Raw genomic sequence first — 19,917 nt, 5'->3', positions numbered from 1 at the left:
CGACGTCTGGGATCAGTGAGCGCTCAGCGGCAGATGCCAGTGTTTACGTCAGAGGTTTACTTGCCTTCCGGCGAGGTAAAAAAATTCGCAGTATTTCATCGCTTCAAAAAGCAAAAATGAGAATTTGAACAACGCGTCCGAAAACCGAAGTTCCCACCAACTTAGGGGGCAACCATTTTTGCGACAAGCGCAATAGGAATTAACGAAGTTATTTGTAAGTGGAAAAATCAGCCATTCAAAACGGTGTTCTCACCCGAACGATATAATTGTCGAATGGTATCGGAATAATTCCGGCGGAATTCTGTTGTCCTCTTCCGGAGAGCTGCCAAGTTTTAGGGCCTCTCGATATCGGGCGCGGCGGTGTGAGCCTTGCCGAAAAAAAGCACGTCGCCATCGGAGCGGCCATAGCTGCCCGCTTCCCCAGCCAGCGCCGGGTTATCGGATCTCAAGAGTGACGCGTGATCCGGCTCGGAGCGACCGCCGCACTTAGCCCCATAATTTTGAGGACATGGGGACGTCGCCGGATTTCGTAGCCGAGTTTCCAGGCAAAATAGGCCAGCATGCTCCGCATCTCAGATGAAGAAGGGTTTTCTATCCGGCCTTGATCAATTCGAGAGCCGGCAAGATCTTCTTGTGCAACCAGCGTAGGAACGACCTCAAACGCCTTCGCACCATGCACATGCGTGTCTCTGAGGTAGATGTCATAGGGAAACCGGATCGGCAGAATATTGCGCAAGAGCTGCGAAGCACCCTGCCGCGAGACGACATAGGCGTGCGCGCAAACTGTCGTTGCATGCGTTCTTACGATTTTTCCCACGGCGGTCTCTAGCAGTAACCGCCCCCTGACACCCCCGATGCCGCCGACTTTAAGAAGACCCCAATCCCCCGGCAGGTGTACAAGGAGAGAAGCAATCGCTTGGCGAAGGTTTGCGGGAACCACGGCATCGTCCTCAAGGATCAGCGCCGTGGACTCTTCACTTGCGAGAAACGTCTCCAGCGCAAGCTTGTGAGACAAAGTGCAGCCGATCTCGGCAGCAAGAATCGGGCGACGAAAACGCGCCATAAAGCGCGAGGGAGCAAAAGACTTGATCTCTGATGCGGAAAGCTCGCGCCCGTCGACCCCCATCAGCATAACAAATGCGATTTCGGCCGCTTGCAGCCGAACCGAAATCTTCTCCTGGCGCCGCGTTGAAGTAGGCAAGCTGATGACGAGTGTAAGCATCGATGCACCCCAGCCGCCGGCCCCACCGGCTCAACTAGTATGCATACGGACGACTTTGCACGCCAATAGAGTGAGGCGCTTCGACACGCTTTTTCCATAGAGCGTGACCTCATTGACCGGTCGAGCCTTCGCCTGCTTGCCGGAAAAAGCGGCTTCCCTTGCCCTTGACTATTATGGCCAATCGGATCATGTGGCTGTGTGGCTGCCAGCAGTTTCGGCGCCGCGTTTTCGAAGGAAACCAATCCCTTGTCTGGCGACAGTAGTCGAATGCTTCGGCTGTTGCGGCACGTGGCCTGACCCTGGGTCGGCTCGCCACGATCCGTTGCAACGGCGGATCGAAAGGTGAGCCATGGAAGACATCCGCAGCGCCTCGGGTGAAACGCTCGACCCCATTGCCCTGGTCGAGCTGCTCGAAGAGCACGACGCCGACATCGTCGCCCGCCTCAACGATCTCGATCTCGAGACGGCAGGCGCGATCCTCTCCGAACTGCCACTCGATCGCGTCATCGAAATCTTCGACCGCCCCGAACTCGCGCGCGCCGGCGACTTGATCCTCGAACTTCCCGACGAATTCGCGGCCCAAGTTCTGAAGGGCATGTCCGCGGACCGCGCCGCCGACACCCTGCGCCTCCTCGACTCCCCCGACCGGACCAAACTCTTGGGGCTGCTCGATTTCGAGACCGCGGCCTCGCTGAAACTGCTGCTCGCCTATCCCGAAGGAACCGCGGGCAGCATGATGACGACCGAGTTCGTCAGCGTCCCCTCGACCTTCACCGTCGGCGAAACTTTAAAGCACATCCGCGAGGTGGAGCACACGCGCGAGACGATCTACGCGATCTACGTTCTCGATCCGCGTTCGCGCGCACTGGTGCAGACCGTGACGCTGCGGCAGCTGATCATGGGAGAACCGGGCCAATCGATCCTCGATGTCGCGCCTGACCGCGATCCCGTTTGGGTTAGCCCCGATACCGACCGAGAGGAAGTCGCGCGCCTGATCTCGATCCACGACCTTCTGGCCGTACCCGTCCTCAATGCCCGCCAGCGCGTGCTGGGCATCGTGACGGTTGACGACGTTGTCGATGCGATTCTTGCGGAAAGTACGGAAGACGTGCAGAAGTTCGGCGGCGTCGAAGGCATCGCCGAGCCCTATCTGCAGATTGGCTTCATGGAGATGATCCGCAAGCGCGCCGGCTGGCTCTGCGTTCTTTTCCTCGGCGAAATGCTCACCGCCAGCGCCATGCAGCATTTCGCCGATGAGCTGGAAAAGGCGGTCGTTCTGACCCTCTTCATTCCGCTCATCATGAGTTCGGGCGGCAACTCCGGGTCGCAGGCCACCTCCCTTCTCATTCGCGCGCTCGCACTTGGCCAGCTGCGGCTGCGAGACTGGTGGCGCGTAGCGGTGAGAGAACTCCCGACCGGGGTCATGCTGGGCGGCATTCTGGCCCTCATCGGCATGCTCCGGATCGCGCTCTGGCAGAAGCTTGGAATTTTCGACTACGGCGAGCACTGGCAGCTCGTTGCGCTGACGGTGGGCCTCGGCCTCATCGGCATCGTGACCTTTGGCTCGGTGGCGGGCTCCATGTTGCCGTTCGTACTCAAACGCTTAGGTTTCGACCCGGCGAGCGCCTCGGCCCCGTTCGTGGCCACCCTCGTCGATGTCACCGGCCTCATGATCTATTTCAGCGTGGCCCTCCTCGTCCTGCGGGGAACCCTGCTGTGAGGTCAGAAGACCTAACCGGCGCCCGGCGGCCGGCTCCTCGCCAGAGGAGTCGCCGGGCGCACGCAACAGAGGGCAGTTAACTGCGACAAGTCTCCGGTATCGACAAAAGGGAGCCCCACCCCCATCTAGCGGCGGCAAGGTGACGTTTGCCGTGCCGATTCCGATGGGTCTATAAGGCATCAACCGGCGGCCGTTGCCGTGACCGCTCCTTCCAACATCAACCAGTGTTAAGCAATGAATTCGAACGATAAGCCGACGCGCGCCGATGTTGAAGCGGCAGTCAAGACGATCATCCGCTGGACGGGAGACGATCCCTCGCGCGATGGCCTGCATGAAACGCCTGCCCGCGTGGTGAAGGCGCTTGAAGAATATTTCCGCGGCTACGCCGAGGATCCGGAAGAGATCCTGCAGAAGACCTTCGAGGAAATCGAAGGCTACGACGAGATGATCGTGCTGCGCGGCATTCGTTTCGAAAGCCACTGCGAGCATCACATGGCGCCCATTATCGGCCGCGCCTGGATCGGCTATATCCCGAACGGCCGCGTCGTCGGCATTTCCAAGCTCGCCCGCGTTGTCGATGCTTACGCCAAGCGCCTCCAGATCCAGGAGAAGATGACCGCGCAGATCGCCAATGCCATCCAGGACGTGCTGAGCCCGCAGGGTGTCGCCGTGGTCATCAAGGCCGAGCACCACTGCATGACGACGCGCGGCGTCCATAAGCCCGGCACTGACATGGTGACGAGCCGCATGCTCGGCGTCTTCCGCGACAACCCGATCACGCGTCAGGAATTCCTGGCGATCGTAACGGAAGATTCTAAGTCGTAACGGCGTCGTCCGGATAATCGACGCCGACGAGATAGAGGCCTGATGCGGGCGAAACCGGCCCGCATGCCTCGCGATCGCGCGCGGCCAGCGCCGCCGCAAGATCGGCTGGCGTCCACTTCCCCTCGCCGACCAGCTTCAAGCTCCCGACCATCGACCGCACCTGATGGTGCAGGAACGAGCGCGCCGAAACCTCGCACACGATTTCATCGCCTGAGCGCTTGATATCGAAAACGTCCAGCGTCTTTACGGGCGATTGCGCCTGGCACTGCGCCGCGCGGAATGTCGTGAAGTCGTGCTTGCCGATGAGCGCCGAGGCCGCTTCCGCCATCGCGTCGGCATCGAGATCGCCCATCGTCCACCACACCCGGTTCTTGTCGAGGATCGGCGGCGCGCGGCGCGTCAACAGGCGATAGCGATAGTGCCGCTTCACCGCGCTGAAGCGGGCATGGAAGTCGGGCCCGGCCGCCTCCGCCGCGACGATGCCGATGGGGTGCGGGCGCAGATGGAAATTCATGGCATCGCGGACGCGCGACGGCGCCCAGTCTTTCGTCAATTCGATGTGCGCGACCTGCCCCAGCGCGTGCACACCCGCATCCGTCCGCCCAGCACCGTGCACAGTCACGACCTCGCCGGTGAACTTGCGGATGGCATCTTCGAGCAAGCCTTGGATCGACAGGCCCTCGGCCTGCCGCTGCCAGCCAACGAAAGGCGTGCCGTCATATTCGATGGTAATTCGGAAGCGGGGCATCGGGCTCAAATGGAAAAGCGGGTCCGGCCATCCCTAGCCTTTGCCGGGCGGAGCCTCAACGGTCCAGTGCTGGGAAGCGGGCGGAAGGGCGTGCGGCGCGTTCGTTCCCTATAGCTGCTAGTGGCGCTCGCCACGCGCCAGAATGCGGTAGAAGCCCGGCCGCCACTCGTACGCGCGATCCGCCGCGGGCGCCGCGTAGCGCCCGTTGCTCGTGAAGAGGACAGCGCCATAGCCGTAATCGTCGCTCACATCCGGTGGCAGCGGCCTGTAGACACGAACGCCATGCTCGAGCGTGACAACGGCGCCATAGTAGAAGCGCGCCTCCTCCCGGGCCGCGAAGCCGTCAGCATGTGCAGAGGCCGGGAGCAGGCTCAACGCGGAGCCACCAAGGGAAACAACAAGCGCAAGCATGCGAAGCACGGGATTGGCTCTCCAGACAGACGAATCGCACTGCGAGATTAACCGCGCACAGCGAAAGTCTCAGTCCCTTTAGCGCCTATGATTAACAGCTGAGAGCCCTCAGAGAGGAAGACGCGTGCCAGCAGGCACCCGCGTGCCGCGCAGGAAGTCCGCGGCGGCCATTGGCTGCTTGCCCGCGCGCTGCAATCTCACAATGCGAATGGCGCCAGCGCCGCAGGCAATCGCGAGCTCATCGTCGATGATCGTGCCGGGCTCGGCGCCCGAATTGCCCTTCGTCTCGACTGCCGAGAGAACCTTGATCCGCTCCGCCTTGCCGCCGATCGAGATTTCGAACCACGCGCCGGGAAAAGGCGACAGCCCGCGGATATGATTGATGACCTCGCCCGCCGGACGCGAGAAATCGATGCGCGTCTCACCCTTGGAGATCTTCGTCGCGTACGTTGCCCCCTCGTCCGGCTGCGGCACGCACACGATGTCTCCGGCCTCGATTCTGAGGAGCGCTTCCGCCATCAGCTTTGCGCCGAGCTGAGACAGCTCGTCGTGCAACTCGCCGGCCGTCATATCGGGCGCAATGGGAACGTCGCGGCCAAGGCACACCGGGCCCGTGTCGAGCCCCTGCTCCATGCGCATGATGTTGACGGCCGTCACCGTGTCGCCCGCCATGATCGCGCGCTGGATCGGAGCCGCACCGCGCCACCGCGGCAGCTTCGAGGCGTGCACGTTGAAACACCCGAGTCGCGGCGCATCGAGCACGGCTTTGGGCAGCAGCAGCCCGTAAGCAACGACTACCGCCGCATCGGCGCCCAGCGCAGCAAACGCCTCGCGGTCGGCCTCGTTCTTGAAATTGAGCGGCGTGCGGACGGCGAGCCCCAATTCCTCGGCGCGACGATGCACGGCCGATTTGACCTCCGCCATGCCCCGCCCCGCCGGCCGCGGCGGCTGGCTGTAGACGGCAACCACCCGATGCCCGGCCGACACAATCGCGTCGAGCACCGGCACGGAGAAGTCAGGCGTCCCCATGAAGATGATGTTGAGCGGCATGTCGCCCGTCTGAGTTGGCGCGGAACCGGGATCAGGGCCCGCTCGTCCGGACCTGCTTCTTGAATTTACGGATGATGATGTCGCGCTTCAGCCGCGACAGGAAGTCGATGATCAGCTGCCCGTCGAGATGATCGAGCTCGTGCTGGATAGCGGTTGCCAGCAGACCGTCGGCCGCCAGCTCCTGCTCTTTGCCATGCCGGTCGATATAGCGCACGGTGACGGTCGAAGGACGCTCGATGTCGACGCGCACGTCGGGGATCGAAAGGCAGCCTTCCTCATGCACGCGTGTCGACTGGCCGATGGCGACCAGCTCCGGGTTCGCCATGGCGATCGGGTTCGGCGGCTCATCGCCCTCCGCAGCGTCGATGACAATGACACGCTTCGGAATGCCGACCTGCACTGCGGCAAGCCCAACGCCGGGCGCGTCGTACATGGTCTCCAGCATGTCGTCCATGAGCTTGACGACGGCATCGTCCACGCGCTCGACGGGATCTGAGATCTTGCGCAGCACGGGATCGGGAATTGTGATGATCGGAAGAATGGCCATAGGCGTGACATATGAAAGCCAGCCACCACGGTCAATGGCGTGCGGCTCTATACCGTTGAGGTTTTGAACGCTCGGGGCTCGGGCCCAGCAGCGCCGACGCCGCCAGGGCGGCCGCTGTGGCCTCCGGAGGCGCCCAGCCGATGCGCCGCAGCCGCACTGGATCGACAACGAGATCGCCGGTCAGCCGGTCGGCAAAATGCGGCTTACCGAGCAGCCGCAGCACGGCCGCCAGCGAGGCCTCCGGAACGGGCAAAAGCATCTCCGGCCGGCCCGCCCCCCGGCGCAGCGCCCGGATGATGTCGGCAATCGTTAACGGCTCCAGGTCGGCAACGTTGAAGGTCGTGTTCTCCGCTGTCTGCGTCTGCAGCACGTATTGGATCGCGCTGAGCAGATTGCCGATGCTGAGCAGGGACCGGCGCGCATGGAGCGACCCGAACGGCAGGGGCACCGGCAGAGCGGCAAGCCGCATCAAGGCCGCCATGTTCCCGCGCACGCCACCGCCATAGACGAGCACCGGCCGCAGCACCGTCCAGTGCGTCCCCGAGTCCTCCAGCATCTTGGCGAGGATCGCCTCGGCCGCGAGCTTCGACCGGCCGTAGGCATCGGTGGGTGCGGCCATCGTCGCTTCCGTCACGATACCGGGATGGGTCGCCCCGACTTGCGCCCGGATCGAGGACATCAGCACGAACCGTTTGACCCGCGCAGCGCGCGCCGCCCGGGCGAGCTGACGGGTTGCATCCACATTGATCGCCGTATACGCCGCCTCCGGCAAATCCGCGCGCGCATGGGACAGACCCGCGGCATGCACGACCGCATCGACGCCACGCACCAGAAATTCGGCCGCGAACGATCGCGACATGTCGCCGACGGCTACGCCTTCGACCCGCGGGCTGTCGAACACAATAGGCTGCCGCGATGCCGCGCGCACGCTGTAGCCCCGTTCTGCCAGCGTACGGACGACGTGCTGGCCGATGAAGCCCGACGCGCCGGTGACTAGAATGCGCTGCGCAATGGCCAAGCGTATCCCCCCAAATGGCATCCAGGAGCCCTCGGGCCCGATAGGACGTCACCGGACGATGTAGAACTGCGTCGCGGAAAAGTGCAACGGCCACGCCCTAGAGCGTCAGCGTTTTCCCAACCCGCGCGATCAATCGATAGCCCGCGATTATGGCAATGAGACCGAAGGCGACGCCGCCGACCATATATCCACTGAGAACGCCGTAAGCTCCGAAGAAATGCCCGCCCAGAACCACGAAGGGAATTGTGCCGAGCGTTGCCCGGCCCCAGTTCAAAACGGTTGAGAAGTGCGCCCGGCCCAGCGTGTTGAAAACCGCGCTCGTGATGAAAAGCGTCCCGAAGAAGACGAACAGCGGTGACAGCCAGCGGCAGAAGAAGACGATGAGCTCGCGCGTCTCCGGTCCCGCCTTGAAGACGTTGGCGAGCGGATGCGCGACAAGCGCGAGGATGAGCCACGCCAGCGCCGTGAAGCCCGCCGCCGTCAGCAGCGACAGCGTGAAAACGTCCCGCATGCGAGTCAGCGATCGCGCGCCGAAGTTCTGCCCGAGGATCGGCCCGACCGTCCCCGACAGCGCGTAAATGGCGCCGAACGCCACCGGATTGATGCGCGCGATGATCGCCCACGCCGCGACCGCCGCGTCGCCGTAATGCGACATCGCGAGGGTGACGTAGCCATTGCCGACCGCAGGCGCGATGTTCGTCAGCACTGCCGGCGCCGCGATCCGGCAATAGGCGGGCGCATCCTGCTTCAGCGTTGCGACCTTGGGCCGTCCCAGCAGTTCGTGCACGGCGACGACCCCATAGAGCCCGACGCCCATGATGACCAGCCGGGCAATGATCGAAGACACGACCGCGCCTTCGAGGCCCAATCCGAAATGCACGATGAAGAGGAGATCGAGCAGCGTGTTGACGATGGCGCCCGATAGCGTGACGAACATTGCGCGCCGCGCGTCGCCAACCGACCGCAGCACGGCAGCGGACGTCATGCCGAGCGATAGAACTGGCAGCGTCGGCACCAGGAACTCGAGATAGAAATGCGCAAGTTCGAACGTCCGTCCGCTGGCGCCCAGAAACGTCAGCAGTGGCCCGATCGCGAGCCAGGTCGCAACAGCCGCAACAGCCGAGATCGCAAAGGCGAGCACGTGCGCGTTGGCCGATAACCGGCGCGCGCGAACGCGCCGGTCCGCCCCGAGCGCGGGCGCCACCAGCGTGGTTGCTGCGATCGACAAGCCGATGCCGATCGAGGTCGCGAAGAACAGGATTGAACTCGCATATCCGATCGCCGCGACGATGGCCTCGTCGCCGAGACGCGACAGGAAATAGATGTTTGCGAGATCGCCGACGAAGATCGCCATCAGGCCGACGGCGCCGGCAGCGGTCATGGCCAGGATATGGTTGAGCAGCGGACCGGTGACGAACCGGGGCCCCGGGTTTCGGCGGCGAACACTATCGACTTCCGCCATTCGCGTGGCTCTCTCAACCATTTTCGTCATCCCCGCGTAGGCGGGGATCCGTCCAAGCAAGAGTTCATGACGGCTGGCCTAGACGGATCCCGGCCTTCGCCGGGATGACGGGAAGCATTTATAGTTTGCGTCGCGCCTTGAATGCGGCGGCGAGCGTGCCGTCGTCGAGATAATCGAGTTCGCCGCCGATGGGAACGCCCTGCGCCAAGCGCGATACCGTAACGCCGGCGGCAGCGAGTTGATCCGAGATGAAATGCGCCGTCGACTGTCCTTCGACGGTGGCATTGAGCGCGAGCAGAATTTCTTTGACGTCAGGCGACTGCGCGCGGGCGACGAGAGTTGCGATATTGAGCTTGTCAGGTCCGATGCCATCGAGTGGCGACAAATGTCCGCCGAGCACGTGATATTGCGCAGAGACCACGCTCGCGCGCTCCAGCGCCCAGAGATCGCCGACCTCTTCGACGACCACGATCAAGCTCTTGTCGCGGCGCGGATCGGCGCAAACGCTGCACGGCGAAACCGTATCGAGGTTTCCGCACACCGGACATTCAGCAATCTTCTCGATGGCCTGCTGCAAAGCAGACGACAGCGGAACGAGCAGCTCGTTCCGCCGCTTGAGCAACGACAGCACCGCCTTGCGCGCGGAACGCGGACCAAGGCCCGGCAGCCGCGCCAGCAGCTGCACCAGGCGCTCGATTTCGGGACCTGCCGTTTTGCGTGACATTCTTCAGTTTACGATGATGTTTGCCGAGAGCGCGATAAACTTCGTCATCCTCGAACGGCGAGCCTGCGAGCCGTTCGGGGATCCAGCATAAAACTGCCGAAGGCTCGATATGATCTTGGCGCCTCCGGCGAGCCTTGTGCTGGATCCCCGCCCATCATTCGCTTCGCTCATTCGGTCGAGGATGACGGGAATGACTTAGAAGAGCTTCATTCCTGGCGGCAACGGCAGCCCACCGGTGATCTCGGCCATCTTCGTCTGCATGACGTTGTCGACCTTGGCGCGCGCATCGGCGGCAGCAGCCACGATCAGGTCTTCGAGAATTTCGACTTCGTCAGGCTTCATCAGGCTCGGATCGATGCGCACACGCTTCACTTCGCCCTTCCCATCGACAGTGAGATGCACGAGCCCGCCGCCCGACTGGCCCTCGATCTCAGCTTTTGCCAGATCGTCCTGCATCTCCTTGAGGCGAGCCTGCATCTGGCCCACCTGCTTCATCATTCCCATTATGTCTTTCATAGCGTCCTCGCGGCATCATGCCGAAAATCTGGAAAATCGGGAGCGAGGTTTAAACCGCTTCGCTCTCGCTGTCCGTATCTGTGTCACGTCCAGCGATTCGCCGCACGTCAGCGATCTTCGCATCGGGAAAAGCCTCAAGTACGGCACGCACAGCCGGATGTGCTTTGAGAGACTCGAGTTCCGCCGCTTCACGCTGCCGGCGCACGACGCCGATCGGGAGAGCGCCCGCTTCCTTCGACAGAACGACGACCCAACGCCGGCCGGTCCACGCGTTGAGTTTCTCCCGCAGTTCGTTGGGAAGTTCCGGCGGCGCTTCTGGATAGAGGAAAAGATCGATCGATCCGGCAGTCGCATCGAATTTGACGAGGCTGACGTGATCTTCGAGATGGATCGTCAGCTTCACGTCGCGCTTGGCGCTTGTGAGCGCCACGACTTCGCTGAACGAACGCGGATTGGCGAGCGGGGCAGCGACGCGGCCCTCGCCTTCGTCTTCGTCATCGCCGATCGGCTCGCCGTCATCGAAGCCGAACTCGTCGGCGAGTTCCTCGCCATCCGCGATTTCAGCGACGGGTGCAGTAGCACGGGAATTGAGAGGACCACGCTGATCGGCGCCACCGCCATCGCCTTGAGGCAGAGCCGGACGCCGCGCCGGCGCCGCGCCACCGCCGATCATCCGGATCAATTCATCGGGTGTCGGCAGATCGGATGTGTAGGCGAGACGGATCAGCACCATCTCGGCCGCAACGCGCGGATTGGGCGCGCGCGCCGTCTCTTCGAAACCCTTCATCAGCATCTGCCAGGCGCGGGAGAGATACGGCATCGACAGCCGCCCCGCGAGGTCCTTGAGACGCGCTTTTTCTTCCGCCGTCAGACCTTCGCCCGCGGGCTCTTCGCCAACGGCTTTGACGCGCGAAATGGCGTGCACGGCTTCGGCAAGATCGGACACGACTTCGGGCGCTTCCGCGCCGTCGCGATGGAGCGACGCGAGCTGCTTGAGCGCACCGGCGACATCGCCACGGAAAATGCTTTCGGCGAGATCGAATATGCGCGCGCGGTCGGCAAGACCCAGCATGTCGCGCACCTTGGCGGCGGTGACATGCCCCTCGCCCATCGCGATCGCCTGATCGAGAATGGAAAGACCGTCGCGCACCGACCCTTCCGCGGCGCGCGCAATGAGTTGCAGCGCATCCGCATCGGCGCTGGCGCCTTCCAATCCGACGATTCTCTGGAAGTGCTGGGTCAAGACCGGCTGCTCGACGCGCCGGAGATCGAAGCGCTGGCAGCGCGACAGCACGGTGACCGGGACCTTACGGATCTCCGTCGTCGCGAAAATGAAGCGGACGTGCGCAGGCGGCTCTTCAAGCGTCTTCAGGAGCGCGTTGAACGCGCCCTTCGACAGCATGTGAACCTCGTCGATGAGGAAGACTTTAGTGCGCGCAACGAGTGGCGTGTACTGCGAGCTTTCGATGATCTCGCGAATGTTGTCGACGCCGGTGTTCGATGCAGCGTCCATCTCGAGCACGTCGGGATGGCGGCCTTCCATGATGTCCTTGCAGTGGACACCAAGGCCCGGCATGTCGATCGTCGGCTTGCCGAAGCCCGGCGCTTCGTAGTTGAGCGCTCGCGCAAGAATACGCGCCGTCGTCGTCTTGCCGACGCCGCGCACGCCGGTCAGCATGTAGCCCTGGGCGATGCGGCCGGACGCAAACGCGTTCCGGAGCGTCGTCACCATGGCCGACTGGCCGATCAGATCTTCGAAGGTCGCAGGACGATATTTGCGGGCAAGCACGACATAGGGCTTCGCGGGCTCTGAGCCGCCAGAAACCTCCACGCCGTCCGACGCATCTGAATTTTTCTTTGCCATGATCCCTGGATCGAACCTTTCGCCCGGAGGGCGAGGGAGCAAGGCGACCGCTCGATGGCCGCGCCCCCGCGGAGGGCCATGAGGCCCGCGAGCGCTGAAGAGGAGGCTGGCGAACGACCCGACTTCTGATCGTTAGGGCTGCTTCCTTCCGGACCTGACCCGGTTGGCGACGAATTCGTCCGTCACCAACCTCCCGTCCTTATAATGGGCCGGACAGCGGAAAAGTACAACCCTTTGCCGGAGCGGCATTTATCAAGCGAGGCCGCCCCGGTTCTACCTAATTTTTCGAGCGTCTTCAACCAGGACGCTTGATGGGCACAAGCCCGTTGGCAGCAAGCTCCCGCGCCTCCTTGCGGAAAGGGCTCGCCGGGTAGGTGCCGAAAATCTTGGTCTGGGTCGAGAAGAAGGACAGCTCTTCAAGTGCAAGTTGCACCGGCCGGTCGACGGGATGCCCCTCGATGTCCGCGATGAACATCGTGGCGTTGAAGGTGCCCTCTTCCTGATAGCTTTCGAGCTTCGTCATGTTGACGCCGTTCGTCGCAAAGCCGCCGAGCGCCTTGTAAAGCGCGGCGGGCACGTTGCGCACTCGGAAGAGGAACGTCGTCATCACCGGGCCATTGCCGGGCTCGGCATCGTCGGGATCCTTCGCGAAGATCACGAAGCGCGTCGTGTTGTGCTCCTGATCCTCGATGTCGCTCTTCAGGATCTTCAAGCCGTAGATCTCGGCAGCAAGCCGCGAGGCGATGGCCGCCGTCGAGAGATCGTTGCTTTCGGACACGAGCCGCGCCGAGCCAGCCGTGTCGGCCTCGGGAACCGGCGTGAGGCCCAGCTGCCGCAGCGTGTTGCGGCACTGGCCGAGCGCCTGCGTGTGGCTCATGACCCGCTTGATCGAGGACATCGTTGCATCGGGCTTCGCCATCAGCTGATGGCGAACGCGCAGGAAGTGCTCGCCCACGATGTAGAGACCCGAATCGGGCATCAGGTGGTGGATGTCGGCGACGCGCCCCGCGACCGAGTTCTCGACCGGGATCATCGCATAGCGCGCTTCCCCGCTGCTGACCGCGGCCAACGCGTCCTCGAACGTCGGATAGGCGACGCTCTCGAAACCGGGATAGGCCTCGCGCGCTGCCAGATGCGAATTTGCGCCAGGCTCACCCTGGTACGAGATTTTTGCGGCTCCGGCGTCGGAACCCGTCTGTTTTGTCATAGCCGTTCGATTGTCCGGGAAGGAGGCTTAAGGCGCGATGAGGCGGCGGGCGCGCTCAAGGTCGGCGGGAGTATCGACACCGAGGGGAACCGTGTCAACGATGGCGACGTCGATGCGCATTTGCGCTTCAAGTGCCCGTAACTGCTCGAGTTTTTCGCGTTTCTCGAGCGTCGCCTGGGGCAGCGCCACGAAGCGCTCCAGACTGTCGCGGCGATAGCCGTAAATGCCGATGTGATGAAAGAGCGGCCCCTCGCCGTGCGGCGCGGTCGCGCGCGTGAAGTAAAGCGCCCTGAGCCGGTTCTCGCCGATCGGCGTGCCGACGACCTTCACGACGTTGGGATTGCCGCGCTCCTCCTCGTCCGTGATGACGGCGGCGAGCGTCGCGATATCGGTTTCGCCAGACGCGAGCGGCGCGATGCAATCGCGGACGAGCGCCGGATCGAGCGTCGGCAGATCGCCCTGCAGGTTGACGATCGTGCCAACCTTCCGCGCCGGGTCGATGAGCGTCAGCGCCTCGTGAATGCGGTCGGAGCCCGAGGCATGATCGGCGCGCGTCATCACCGCTTCGCCGCCCGCAGCCTTCACGGCTTGCAAAATTTCTGTGCTGTCGGTTGCAACGACCGCTCGGCCGGCGTTCGCCTCCATCGCCCGCTGCCAGACGTGGACGATCATCGGCTTGCCATGAATGTCGGCCAGCGGCTTGCCGGGAAGCCGCGTCGCCTGCATCCGCGCCGGTATGAGGATCAGAGTTTCTTCAGCCACTGCGCTTTGTCTTTTGTTCGGTGACAAATTGCCACGATATCGCTATCGACATTTGAAAAACGTCGGCGCGCTCGCGGGGTCGCCGAACTTATATACGGCAATTCGATCCCGTCACGTTCAATTGCGCGTCCTGGGGAAGACCGTACAGGGAGCGGATTATGGATACGTTCGAATTCACGAAGACTGCGGCCGCCGTGTTGTCGGCGCTGCTGTTGATTGTCGGCGCGAAGACGGCCATCGACATGAACGTCGGCCACACGCCCGAAAAGCCGGGCTACGTGCTGCCCGCACCGGCGCCCGCCGAAACGGCCAACGCGCCGCAGGGCGAAGGTGCCGCCGCTCCCGCCGCTGCCGCAGGCAGTGAAGAAGTTGTCGCGCTCCTGGCACAAGCGAACGCCGAGAACGGCAAGGCGATCTTTAAGAAGTGCCAGGGCTGCCACGTCGCAGAGAACGGTAAATCGTCAACCGTCGGCCCCAACCTATGGGGCGTCGTGAACCGCCCGAAAGCGAGCTTCCCGGGCTACAACTATTCGGACGCGATGAAAAAGAAGGGCGGCGATTGGTCCTTCGAGGAGCTGGCCCATTTTCTTCACGGCCCCAAGACCTATATCCCCGGCACGAAGATGGTCTTCAACGGACTGGCTTCTCCCTCGGATGAAGCCGATGTGATCGCCTATTTGGCGACGCTTGCAGATACCCCTGTAGCGCTGCCAAAATGACGGCGTTTTAACTCGCTAAGGGCGGAAAACTTTGCGACCCTGCCGGGACTTGGCGGGGTCGTTTCACGTCCCGCCCCGCGGACTTATCCCCGGCCGCGCGCCCCATGTTAAACTGCCGCCGTGGTTGAGATTTGGAAGGACGAATTCGACGATGCAGATGCGACGCCTGACGCCGTTTACTGTTGCCGCGCTGGCGTTCTTGAGTTTCCTACCGGTGCCGAACCGGGCCATGGCCGATGAAAGCCAGTGCCACCACGCCATGTCGCTCGTGGAGGAGCCCAAATACGCACCGGATTTCAAGAATTTCGATTGGGTCAATCCCGATGCGCCGAAGGGCGGCACGGTGCGCCAGTGGGCGAACGGCACCTTCGACACGCTGAACCCGTTTTCCGACAAGGGCGTCAAGGCTGCGGGCCTTGGGCTGATCTATGACAGCCTGTTCACGCCGAGCTTTGATGAGCCTTCCACGCAGTACGCGCTGATCGCCGAGTGCGCGTTCTACCCGGATGATTATTCATCCGTGACGTTCAAGCTGCGCCCGGAAGCAAAATTCCACGACGGCCAGCCGATTACTCCTGAGGATGTCGTCTTTTCGTTCGACGCCTTGAAGAAGGCGAACCCGTTCTACGCATTCTACTACAAGAACGTCGAAAAGGCGGAAAAGACCGGCGACCACGAGGTGAAGTTCACGTTCGACACGAAGGGCAATCGCGAGTTGCCGATGATTGTCGGTGAGCTGAACATCGTGCCCAAGCATTATTGGGAAGGCAAGGACGCCAACGGCAATCAGCGCGACATCGGCAAGACGACGGTCGAGCCCCCGCTCGGCAACGGCGCCTACAAAATCAAGTCGGTCGATACCAGCCGCAAGATCAGCTACGAGCGCGTGCCCGACTACTGGGCGAAAGATCTGCCCGTGATGCGCGGTCAGCAGAATTTCGACAATCTCGAATTCACTTACTATCGCGATCGCACGCCCGCATTCGAAGACTTCAAGACAGGCCGGATCGATGTCTGGCCTGAGAACCAGGCCGGCGCCTGGGCGACGCAGTACAATTTCGATGCCCTGAAGAACGGCCTCGTGAAGAAGGAGGCGATCCCGGTCAAGCGCGTCGCCCCGATGCAGGCGTTCGTCTTCAACCTGCGGCGCCCGCAGTTCCAGGATCCGCGCGTCCGCCAGGCGTTCAACCTGCTCTTCAACTTCGAGGAAGCTAACAAGAAGCTGTTCTATAACCTCTATGAGCGCGTCGACAGCTACTTCGCGAACTCGGATCTCGCGGCGAAAGGCCTGCCCCAAGGCCGCGAACTCGAGATCCTGAATGAGATCAAGGACGAGGTTCCCCCGGAAGTCTTCACGACCGAGTGGAAGAACCCGGTCAACGCCCAGGAAGGCGACTACCGCAAGCATCAGCAGGAAGCGCTGAAGCTTCTGGAAGCCGCCGGCTGGAAAATCCGCAGCGAGGACGTCGAAGATCCCAACTGCGGCGCGTGGTGCAAATTCAAGAAGACGATCGGCCTCTCGTCAGGCTCGACCGCGCGTGTGCTGCGCAACGACAAGGGCGAGCAGATGACGGTGGAGTTCCTGATTCAGGGCGACACCTTCGAACGCATCATTCTGCCCTACGTGCAGAACCTCGCCGCGCTCGGCATCAAGGCCACCGTTCGCAACGTCGATGACGCACAGTACAAGCAGCGCGAAGACAACCGCGACTTCGACATCATCGTCGATAGCTTCCCCCAGTCGAATTCGCCCGGCAACGAGCAGCGCGATTTCTGGGGATCGGCAGCAGCCGACAAGCCCGCCAGCCGCAATACGGCCGGCATCAAGAACCCGGCCATCGACAAGCTCATCGACAAGATCGTCTTCGCCAAGGACCGCGCCGACCTCGTCGCTGCAGTCCATGCACTCGATCGCGTCCTGCTGTGGAACAACTACGTTGTGCCGCACTGGCATTATCCCTACGAGCGCCTGGCCTACTGGGACAAGTTCGGCCGGCCGGAGAAATTGCCGTCGCAGACCTCAGGCTTTACCCAGGTCTGGTGGTACGATGACGCCAAGGCGAAAGCAGTCGAAGCGGCCAAGGGGAAGTGACCCTCGTGCAAGGATCAGGGCGCCAGCGAATGTCCACGATGGCCGCCGCCAAGCTGACGCTTGCGGCGGTGCTCGGGCTGTTGATTTCGGCAGCGTGCGGATCAATCGCGTCCGCCGAGCCGCGTCACGGACTTTCGGTGTTCGGCGAGCTCAAGTATCCGGCTGACTTCCAGCACTTCGCCTACGTCAATCCGGACGCGCCCAAGGGCGGCCGGATGGTGACGATGGGAACGGGCGGCGCCAGCACGTTCGACACCCTGAACCAGTACATCCTGAAGGGCGACGCCGCGCAGGGCCTCGACTTCCTGTTCGACAGCCTGATGGTGCGCGCCATGGATGAGCCCGATGCCGTCTACGGCCTCGTAGCCCAGTCGGCCGACGTTGCACCCGATGGCATGTCGGTGACGTTCAAGCTGCGCCCGGAGGCCAAGTTCTCCGATGGCTCGCACCTGACGGCAGAAGACGTCGTCTTCTCCTTTAATATTTTGAAGGAAAAAGGTCACCCGTCGATCGCAATGACCTTGCGCGATGTCGCCTCGGCAGAAGCGCTCGATCCCGAAACGGTGCGCTACACGTTCAAGGGCACGCTTGTTCGCGACCTGCCGATGGTCGTCGCCCAATTGCCCGTTCTCTCGAAGGCCTATTACACGACGCAGCCCTTCGACGAGTCGTCGCTGAAGCCGCCGCTCGGCTCGGGTCCCTACAAGATCAAGGGCTTCAATCCGGGCACCGACATCACCTACACACGCCGCGAGGATTATTGGGCGAAGGATCTGCCCGTGAACAAGGGCCGGTATAACTTCGACGAGATCCGCTACGATTATTATCGCGACCGCAACGTCGAGCTTGAAGCGATCAAGTCCGGCAACTTCGACCTGCGCGAAGAATTCTCGAGCATCTCGTGGGCCACGGGCTACAACATTCCAGCTGTCGCCGAAGGCCGCCTCGTCAGGGTATCCCTGCCCGACGAACGCCCCTCGGGCGCGCAAGGCTATTTCCTCAACACGCGACGCGACAAATTCAAGGACGTGCGCGTGCGCCAAGCATTGGGCCTCGTGTTCGATTTCGAATGGTCGAACAAGAAGCTGTTTTACGGCCTCTACAAGCGCACATCGAGCTACTTCGAAAATTCCGACATGAAGGCGACCGGCAAGCCGAGCCCCGAAGAGCTGGCGCTGCTCGAGCCCTACAAGGACAAGCTTGCCCCTGAAGTGTTCGCCGAGCCCTATACGCCGCCCGTGACCGACGGCAGCGGCAACAATCGCGACAATTTGAAGAAGGCGCGCAACCTTCTCATCGCCGCCGGCTGGAAGCCCGGACCGGACAATTATCTGCACAATGACAAAGGCGAGCGGCTCACCATCGAATTCCTCGACTTCGAGGCCATGTTCGAGCGCATCAGCCTGCCCTACATCGAAAACCTGAAGAAGATCGGCGTCGATGCCTCGTGGCGTCTCGTTGATCCCGCCCAATACCAGCGGCGCGTGAAGTCCTTCGATTTCGATGTGACAACCCAGCGCTACTCTTTGCGCCTGACGCCCGGCATCGAGCTGCGCAGCTTCTGGGGCAGCGAAGCCGCCAAAACGGACGGCTCGTACAATCTTGCGGGCATTTCCGAGCCAGCCGTCGACGCGCTCGTTGACAAAGTTGTCGCGGCAAAGTCCCGGGCCGAGCTCGTCACAGCGACGCGCGCCATTGATCGCGTGCTCCGTGCAGGCCATTATTGGGTTCCGCATTGGTATAAGGCGTCCTACTCGGTCGTCTATTGGAACAAGTATTCGCGCCCGGCCGTGCAGCCCAAATATGATGCGGGCATTCTGGACACGTGGTGGTACGATCAGGCTAAAGCTGAGGCGCTGGCCTCGGGCAAGCCCATGGCGCAATCTCAGGAACCGGCAAAGCCCTGATGGCTGTTTATCTACTCAAGCGATTGCTGCTGATGATCCCGACGCTGTTCGGGATCATGCTCTTCTCGTTCATCATCATTCAGTTCGCGCCGGGTGGTCCGGTCGAGCGCATGATCTCGGAACTGACCGGCCAATCGTCCTCGATCGTCAGCCGCATGGGCGGCGGCGGTGGCGACACGCTGGGCGGCGGCGCGATGAGCAATCAGCTGGGCGTTGGCGGTGGCGACTCGATCACGTCCAAGTATCGCGGCGCCCAGGGCCTCGACCCCGCCTTCATCAAAAGTCTCGAGAAGCAGTTCGGCTTCGATAAGCCCGCCTACGAACGCTTCTACATCATGATGAAGAACTTCCTGACGTTCGACTTCGGAAAAAGCTATTTCCGCGACGTCTCGGTGCTCGACCTCATCAAGGAAAAGCTGCCGGTCTCGATCTCGCTCGGAATCTGGATGACGCTGCTGACGTATCTGATCTCGATCCCGCTCGGCATTCGTAAGGCCGTGAAGGATGGCGAGCATTTCGATACGTGGTCGAGCGCCGTCCTCGTAATCGGCTACGCGATCCCGGGCTTCCTGTTCGCGGTGCTGCTGCTCATACTTTTCGCCGGATCCTCGTTCTTCCAGTGGTTCCCCTCGCGCGGATTGTTCTCCGACAACTGGGATCAGCTCTCCACGTTCGGAAAGGCCAAGGACTATCTCTGGCATCTCGTGCTGCCGATGATCGCGATGGCGATCGGCTCGTTCACGACGATGACCTTCCTGACGAAGAACTCGTTCCTGGATGAAATCCGCAAGCAATACGTCGTCGCCGCGCGCGCCAAGGGCCTGACCGAAAACCAGGTGCTCTACGGCCACGTCTTCCGCAACGCCATGCTGCTCGTCATCTCCGGCTTCCCGGCGGCCTTCATCAGCGCGTTCTTCTCTGGTGCCTTGCTGATCGAGACGATCTTCTCGCTCGATGGCCTGGGTCTGCTCTCGTTCGAGAGCATTGAGAAGCGCGATTATCCCGTGGTCTTCGCCTCGCTCTACATCTTCTCGCTCGTCGGCCTCTTCGTCGGCATCCTGTCCGACTTCGTCTACACGCTCGTCGATCCGCGCATCGACTTCGAGACGCGCGAGGTTTGATG

General features: G+C 62.3%; 18 protein-coding genes and 1 other RNA gene. 6 read left to right on the top strand and 13 right to left on the bottom strand.

Annotated features, from left to right (window positions below):
- Positions 1 to 445 precede the first annotated feature (445 nt).
- Positions 446 to 1,222, bottom strand: a complete 777-nt coding sequence (locus VFG26_RS04985; protein WP_325022856.1) for a glycosyltransferase family 25 protein — start codon at positions 1,220 to 1,222, stop codon at positions 446 to 448.
- A 349-nt stretch (positions 1,223 to 1,571) separates the two neighbouring features.
- Between VFG26_RS04985 and mgtE the strand changes: the two genes are divergently transcribed.
- Both mgtE and folE read left to right on the top strand, forming a co-directional pair.
- Entirely contained in the window at positions 1,572 to 2,942 is a 1,371-nt protein-coding gene (gene mgtE, locus VFG26_RS04980) for a magnesium transporter (RefSeq protein WP_325022854.1), read from the top strand.
- Between the two features lie 234 nt (positions 2,943 to 3,176).
- Positions 3,177 to 3,767: a GTP cyclohydrolase I FolE gene (folE, locus tag VFG26_RS04975; protein ID WP_325022852.1), complete on the top strand. Its 591-nt coding sequence runs from the start codon at positions 3,177 to 3,179 to the stop codon at positions 3,765 to 3,767.
- Here folE and truA read toward each other — a convergent pair.
- The 12 genes from truA to VFG26_RS04915 form a co-directional block, all read right to left on the bottom strand.
- Positions 3,757 to 4,515, bottom strand: a complete 759-nt coding sequence (gene truA, locus VFG26_RS04970; protein WP_325022850.1) for a tRNA pseudouridine(38-40) synthase TruA — start codon at positions 4,513 to 4,515, stop codon at positions 3,757 to 3,759. The genes folE and truA overlap by 11 nt on opposite strands.
- Before the next feature lie 117 nt (positions 4,516 to 4,632).
- Positions 4,633 to 4,935 carry a hypothetical protein gene (locus VFG26_RS04965; protein WP_325022848.1) on the bottom strand — a complete coding sequence of 101 codons (303 nt, stop codon included), beginning with the start codon at positions 4,933 to 4,935 and terminating at the stop codon, positions 4,633 to 4,635.
- Between the two features lie 99 nt (positions 4,936 to 5,034).
- Positions 5,035 to 5,976: a methionyl-tRNA formyltransferase gene (gene fmt / locus VFG26_RS04960; protein ID WP_325022846.1), complete on the bottom strand. Its 942-nt coding sequence runs from the start codon at positions 5,974 to 5,976 to the stop codon at positions 5,035 to 5,037.
- A gap of 31 nt (positions 5,977 to 6,007) precedes the next feature.
- A complete protein-coding gene (gene def, locus VFG26_RS04955; RefSeq protein WP_325022844.1) occupies positions 6,008 to 6,523 on the bottom strand; it encodes a peptide deformylase in 516 nt (171 codons plus the stop codon).
- 31 nt (positions 6,524 to 6,554) lie between these two features.
- Complete coding sequence (locus VFG26_RS04950; RefSeq protein ID WP_325022842.1) at positions 6,555 to 7,541, bottom strand: NAD-dependent epimerase/dehydratase family protein; 987 nt, start codon at positions 7,539 to 7,541, stop codon at positions 6,555 to 6,557.
- Between the two features lie 97 nt (positions 7,542 to 7,638).
- A complete protein-coding gene (locus VFG26_RS04945; protein ID WP_325022840.1) occupies positions 7,639 to 9,024 on the bottom strand; it encodes an MATE family efflux transporter in 1,386 nt (461 codons plus the stop codon).
- A 97-nt stretch (positions 9,025 to 9,121) separates the two neighbouring features.
- Positions 9,122 to 9,727, bottom strand: a complete 606-nt coding sequence (gene recR, locus VFG26_RS04940) for a recombination mediator RecR (protein ID WP_325022838.1) — start codon at positions 9,725 to 9,727, stop codon at positions 9,122 to 9,124.
- Positions 9,728 to 9,922: 195 nt separating this feature from the next.
- Complete coding sequence (locus VFG26_RS04935; protein WP_045837167.1) at positions 9,923 to 10,243, bottom strand: YbaB/EbfC family nucleoid-associated protein; 321 nt, start codon at positions 10,241 to 10,243, stop codon at positions 9,923 to 9,925.
- A 49-nt stretch (positions 10,244 to 10,292) separates the two neighbouring features.
- Entirely contained in the window at positions 10,293 to 12,107 is a 1,815-nt protein-coding gene (locus VFG26_RS04930; RefSeq protein ID WP_325022834.1) for a DNA polymerase III subunit gamma/tau, read from the bottom strand.
- Between the two features lie 101 nt (positions 12,108 to 12,208).
- An RNA gene (gene ffs, locus VFG26_RS04925) (signal recognition particle sRNA small type) lies at positions 12,209 to 12,298 on the bottom strand.
- A 104-nt stretch (positions 12,299 to 12,402) separates the two neighbouring features.
- On the bottom strand, positions 12,403 to 13,314 hold the full coding sequence (locus tag VFG26_RS04920) for a prephenate dehydratase (protein ID WP_325022832.1): 912 nt from the start codon (positions 13,312 to 13,314) through the stop codon (positions 12,403 to 12,405).
- A 27-nt stretch (positions 13,315 to 13,341) separates the two neighbouring features.
- On the bottom strand, positions 13,342 to 14,076 hold the full coding sequence (locus tag VFG26_RS04915; protein ID WP_325022830.1) for a 3-deoxy-manno-octulosonate cytidylyltransferase: 735 nt from the start codon (positions 14,074 to 14,076) through the stop codon (positions 13,342 to 13,344).
- Positions 14,077 to 14,234: 158 nt separating this feature from the next.
- Here VFG26_RS04915 and VFG26_RS04910 point away from each other — a divergent pair, with 158 nt between their 5' ends.
- From VFG26_RS04910 to VFG26_RS04895, 4 genes are all read left to right on the top strand, one after another.
- On the top strand, positions 14,235 to 14,795 hold the full coding sequence (locus VFG26_RS04910; RefSeq protein ID WP_325022828.1) for a cytochrome c family protein: 561 nt from the start codon (positions 14,235 to 14,237) through the stop codon (positions 14,793 to 14,795).
- Between the two features lie 157 nt (positions 14,796 to 14,952).
- The gene (locus VFG26_RS04905) at positions 14,953 to 16,887 is read left to right on the top strand and encodes an extracellular solute-binding protein (RefSeq protein ID WP_414653261.1); all 1,935 of its coding nucleotides are present in this window, start codon (positions 14,953 to 14,955) and stop codon (positions 16,885 to 16,887) included.
- A gap of 29 nt (positions 16,888 to 16,916) precedes the next feature.
- Positions 16,917 to 18,794 (top strand): extracellular solute-binding protein, encoded by a 1,878-nt coding sequence (locus VFG26_RS04900; RefSeq protein ID WP_414653258.1) that lies wholly within the window; start codon positions 16,917 to 16,919, stop codon positions 18,792 to 18,794.
- Positions 18,794 to 19,915 (top strand): microcin C ABC transporter permease YejB, encoded by a 1,122-nt coding sequence (locus VFG26_RS04895; RefSeq protein ID WP_325022824.1) that lies wholly within the window; start codon positions 18,794 to 18,796, stop codon positions 19,913 to 19,915. Before VFG26_RS04900 ends, VFG26_RS04895 begins: the two co-directional genes overlap by 1 nt.
- Positions 19,916 to 19,917: the final 2 nt, after the last annotated feature.

The sequence above is a fragment of the Hyphomicrobium sp. genome (genome assembly GCF_035687085.1).
Classification (GTDB): Bacteria; Pseudomonadota; Alphaproteobacteria; order Rhizobiales; family Hyphomicrobiaceae; genus Hyphomicrobium_B.
Note: the sequence above shows the minus strand (reverse complement) of the source record. Positions and strands in the feature narration are given on the sequence as shown.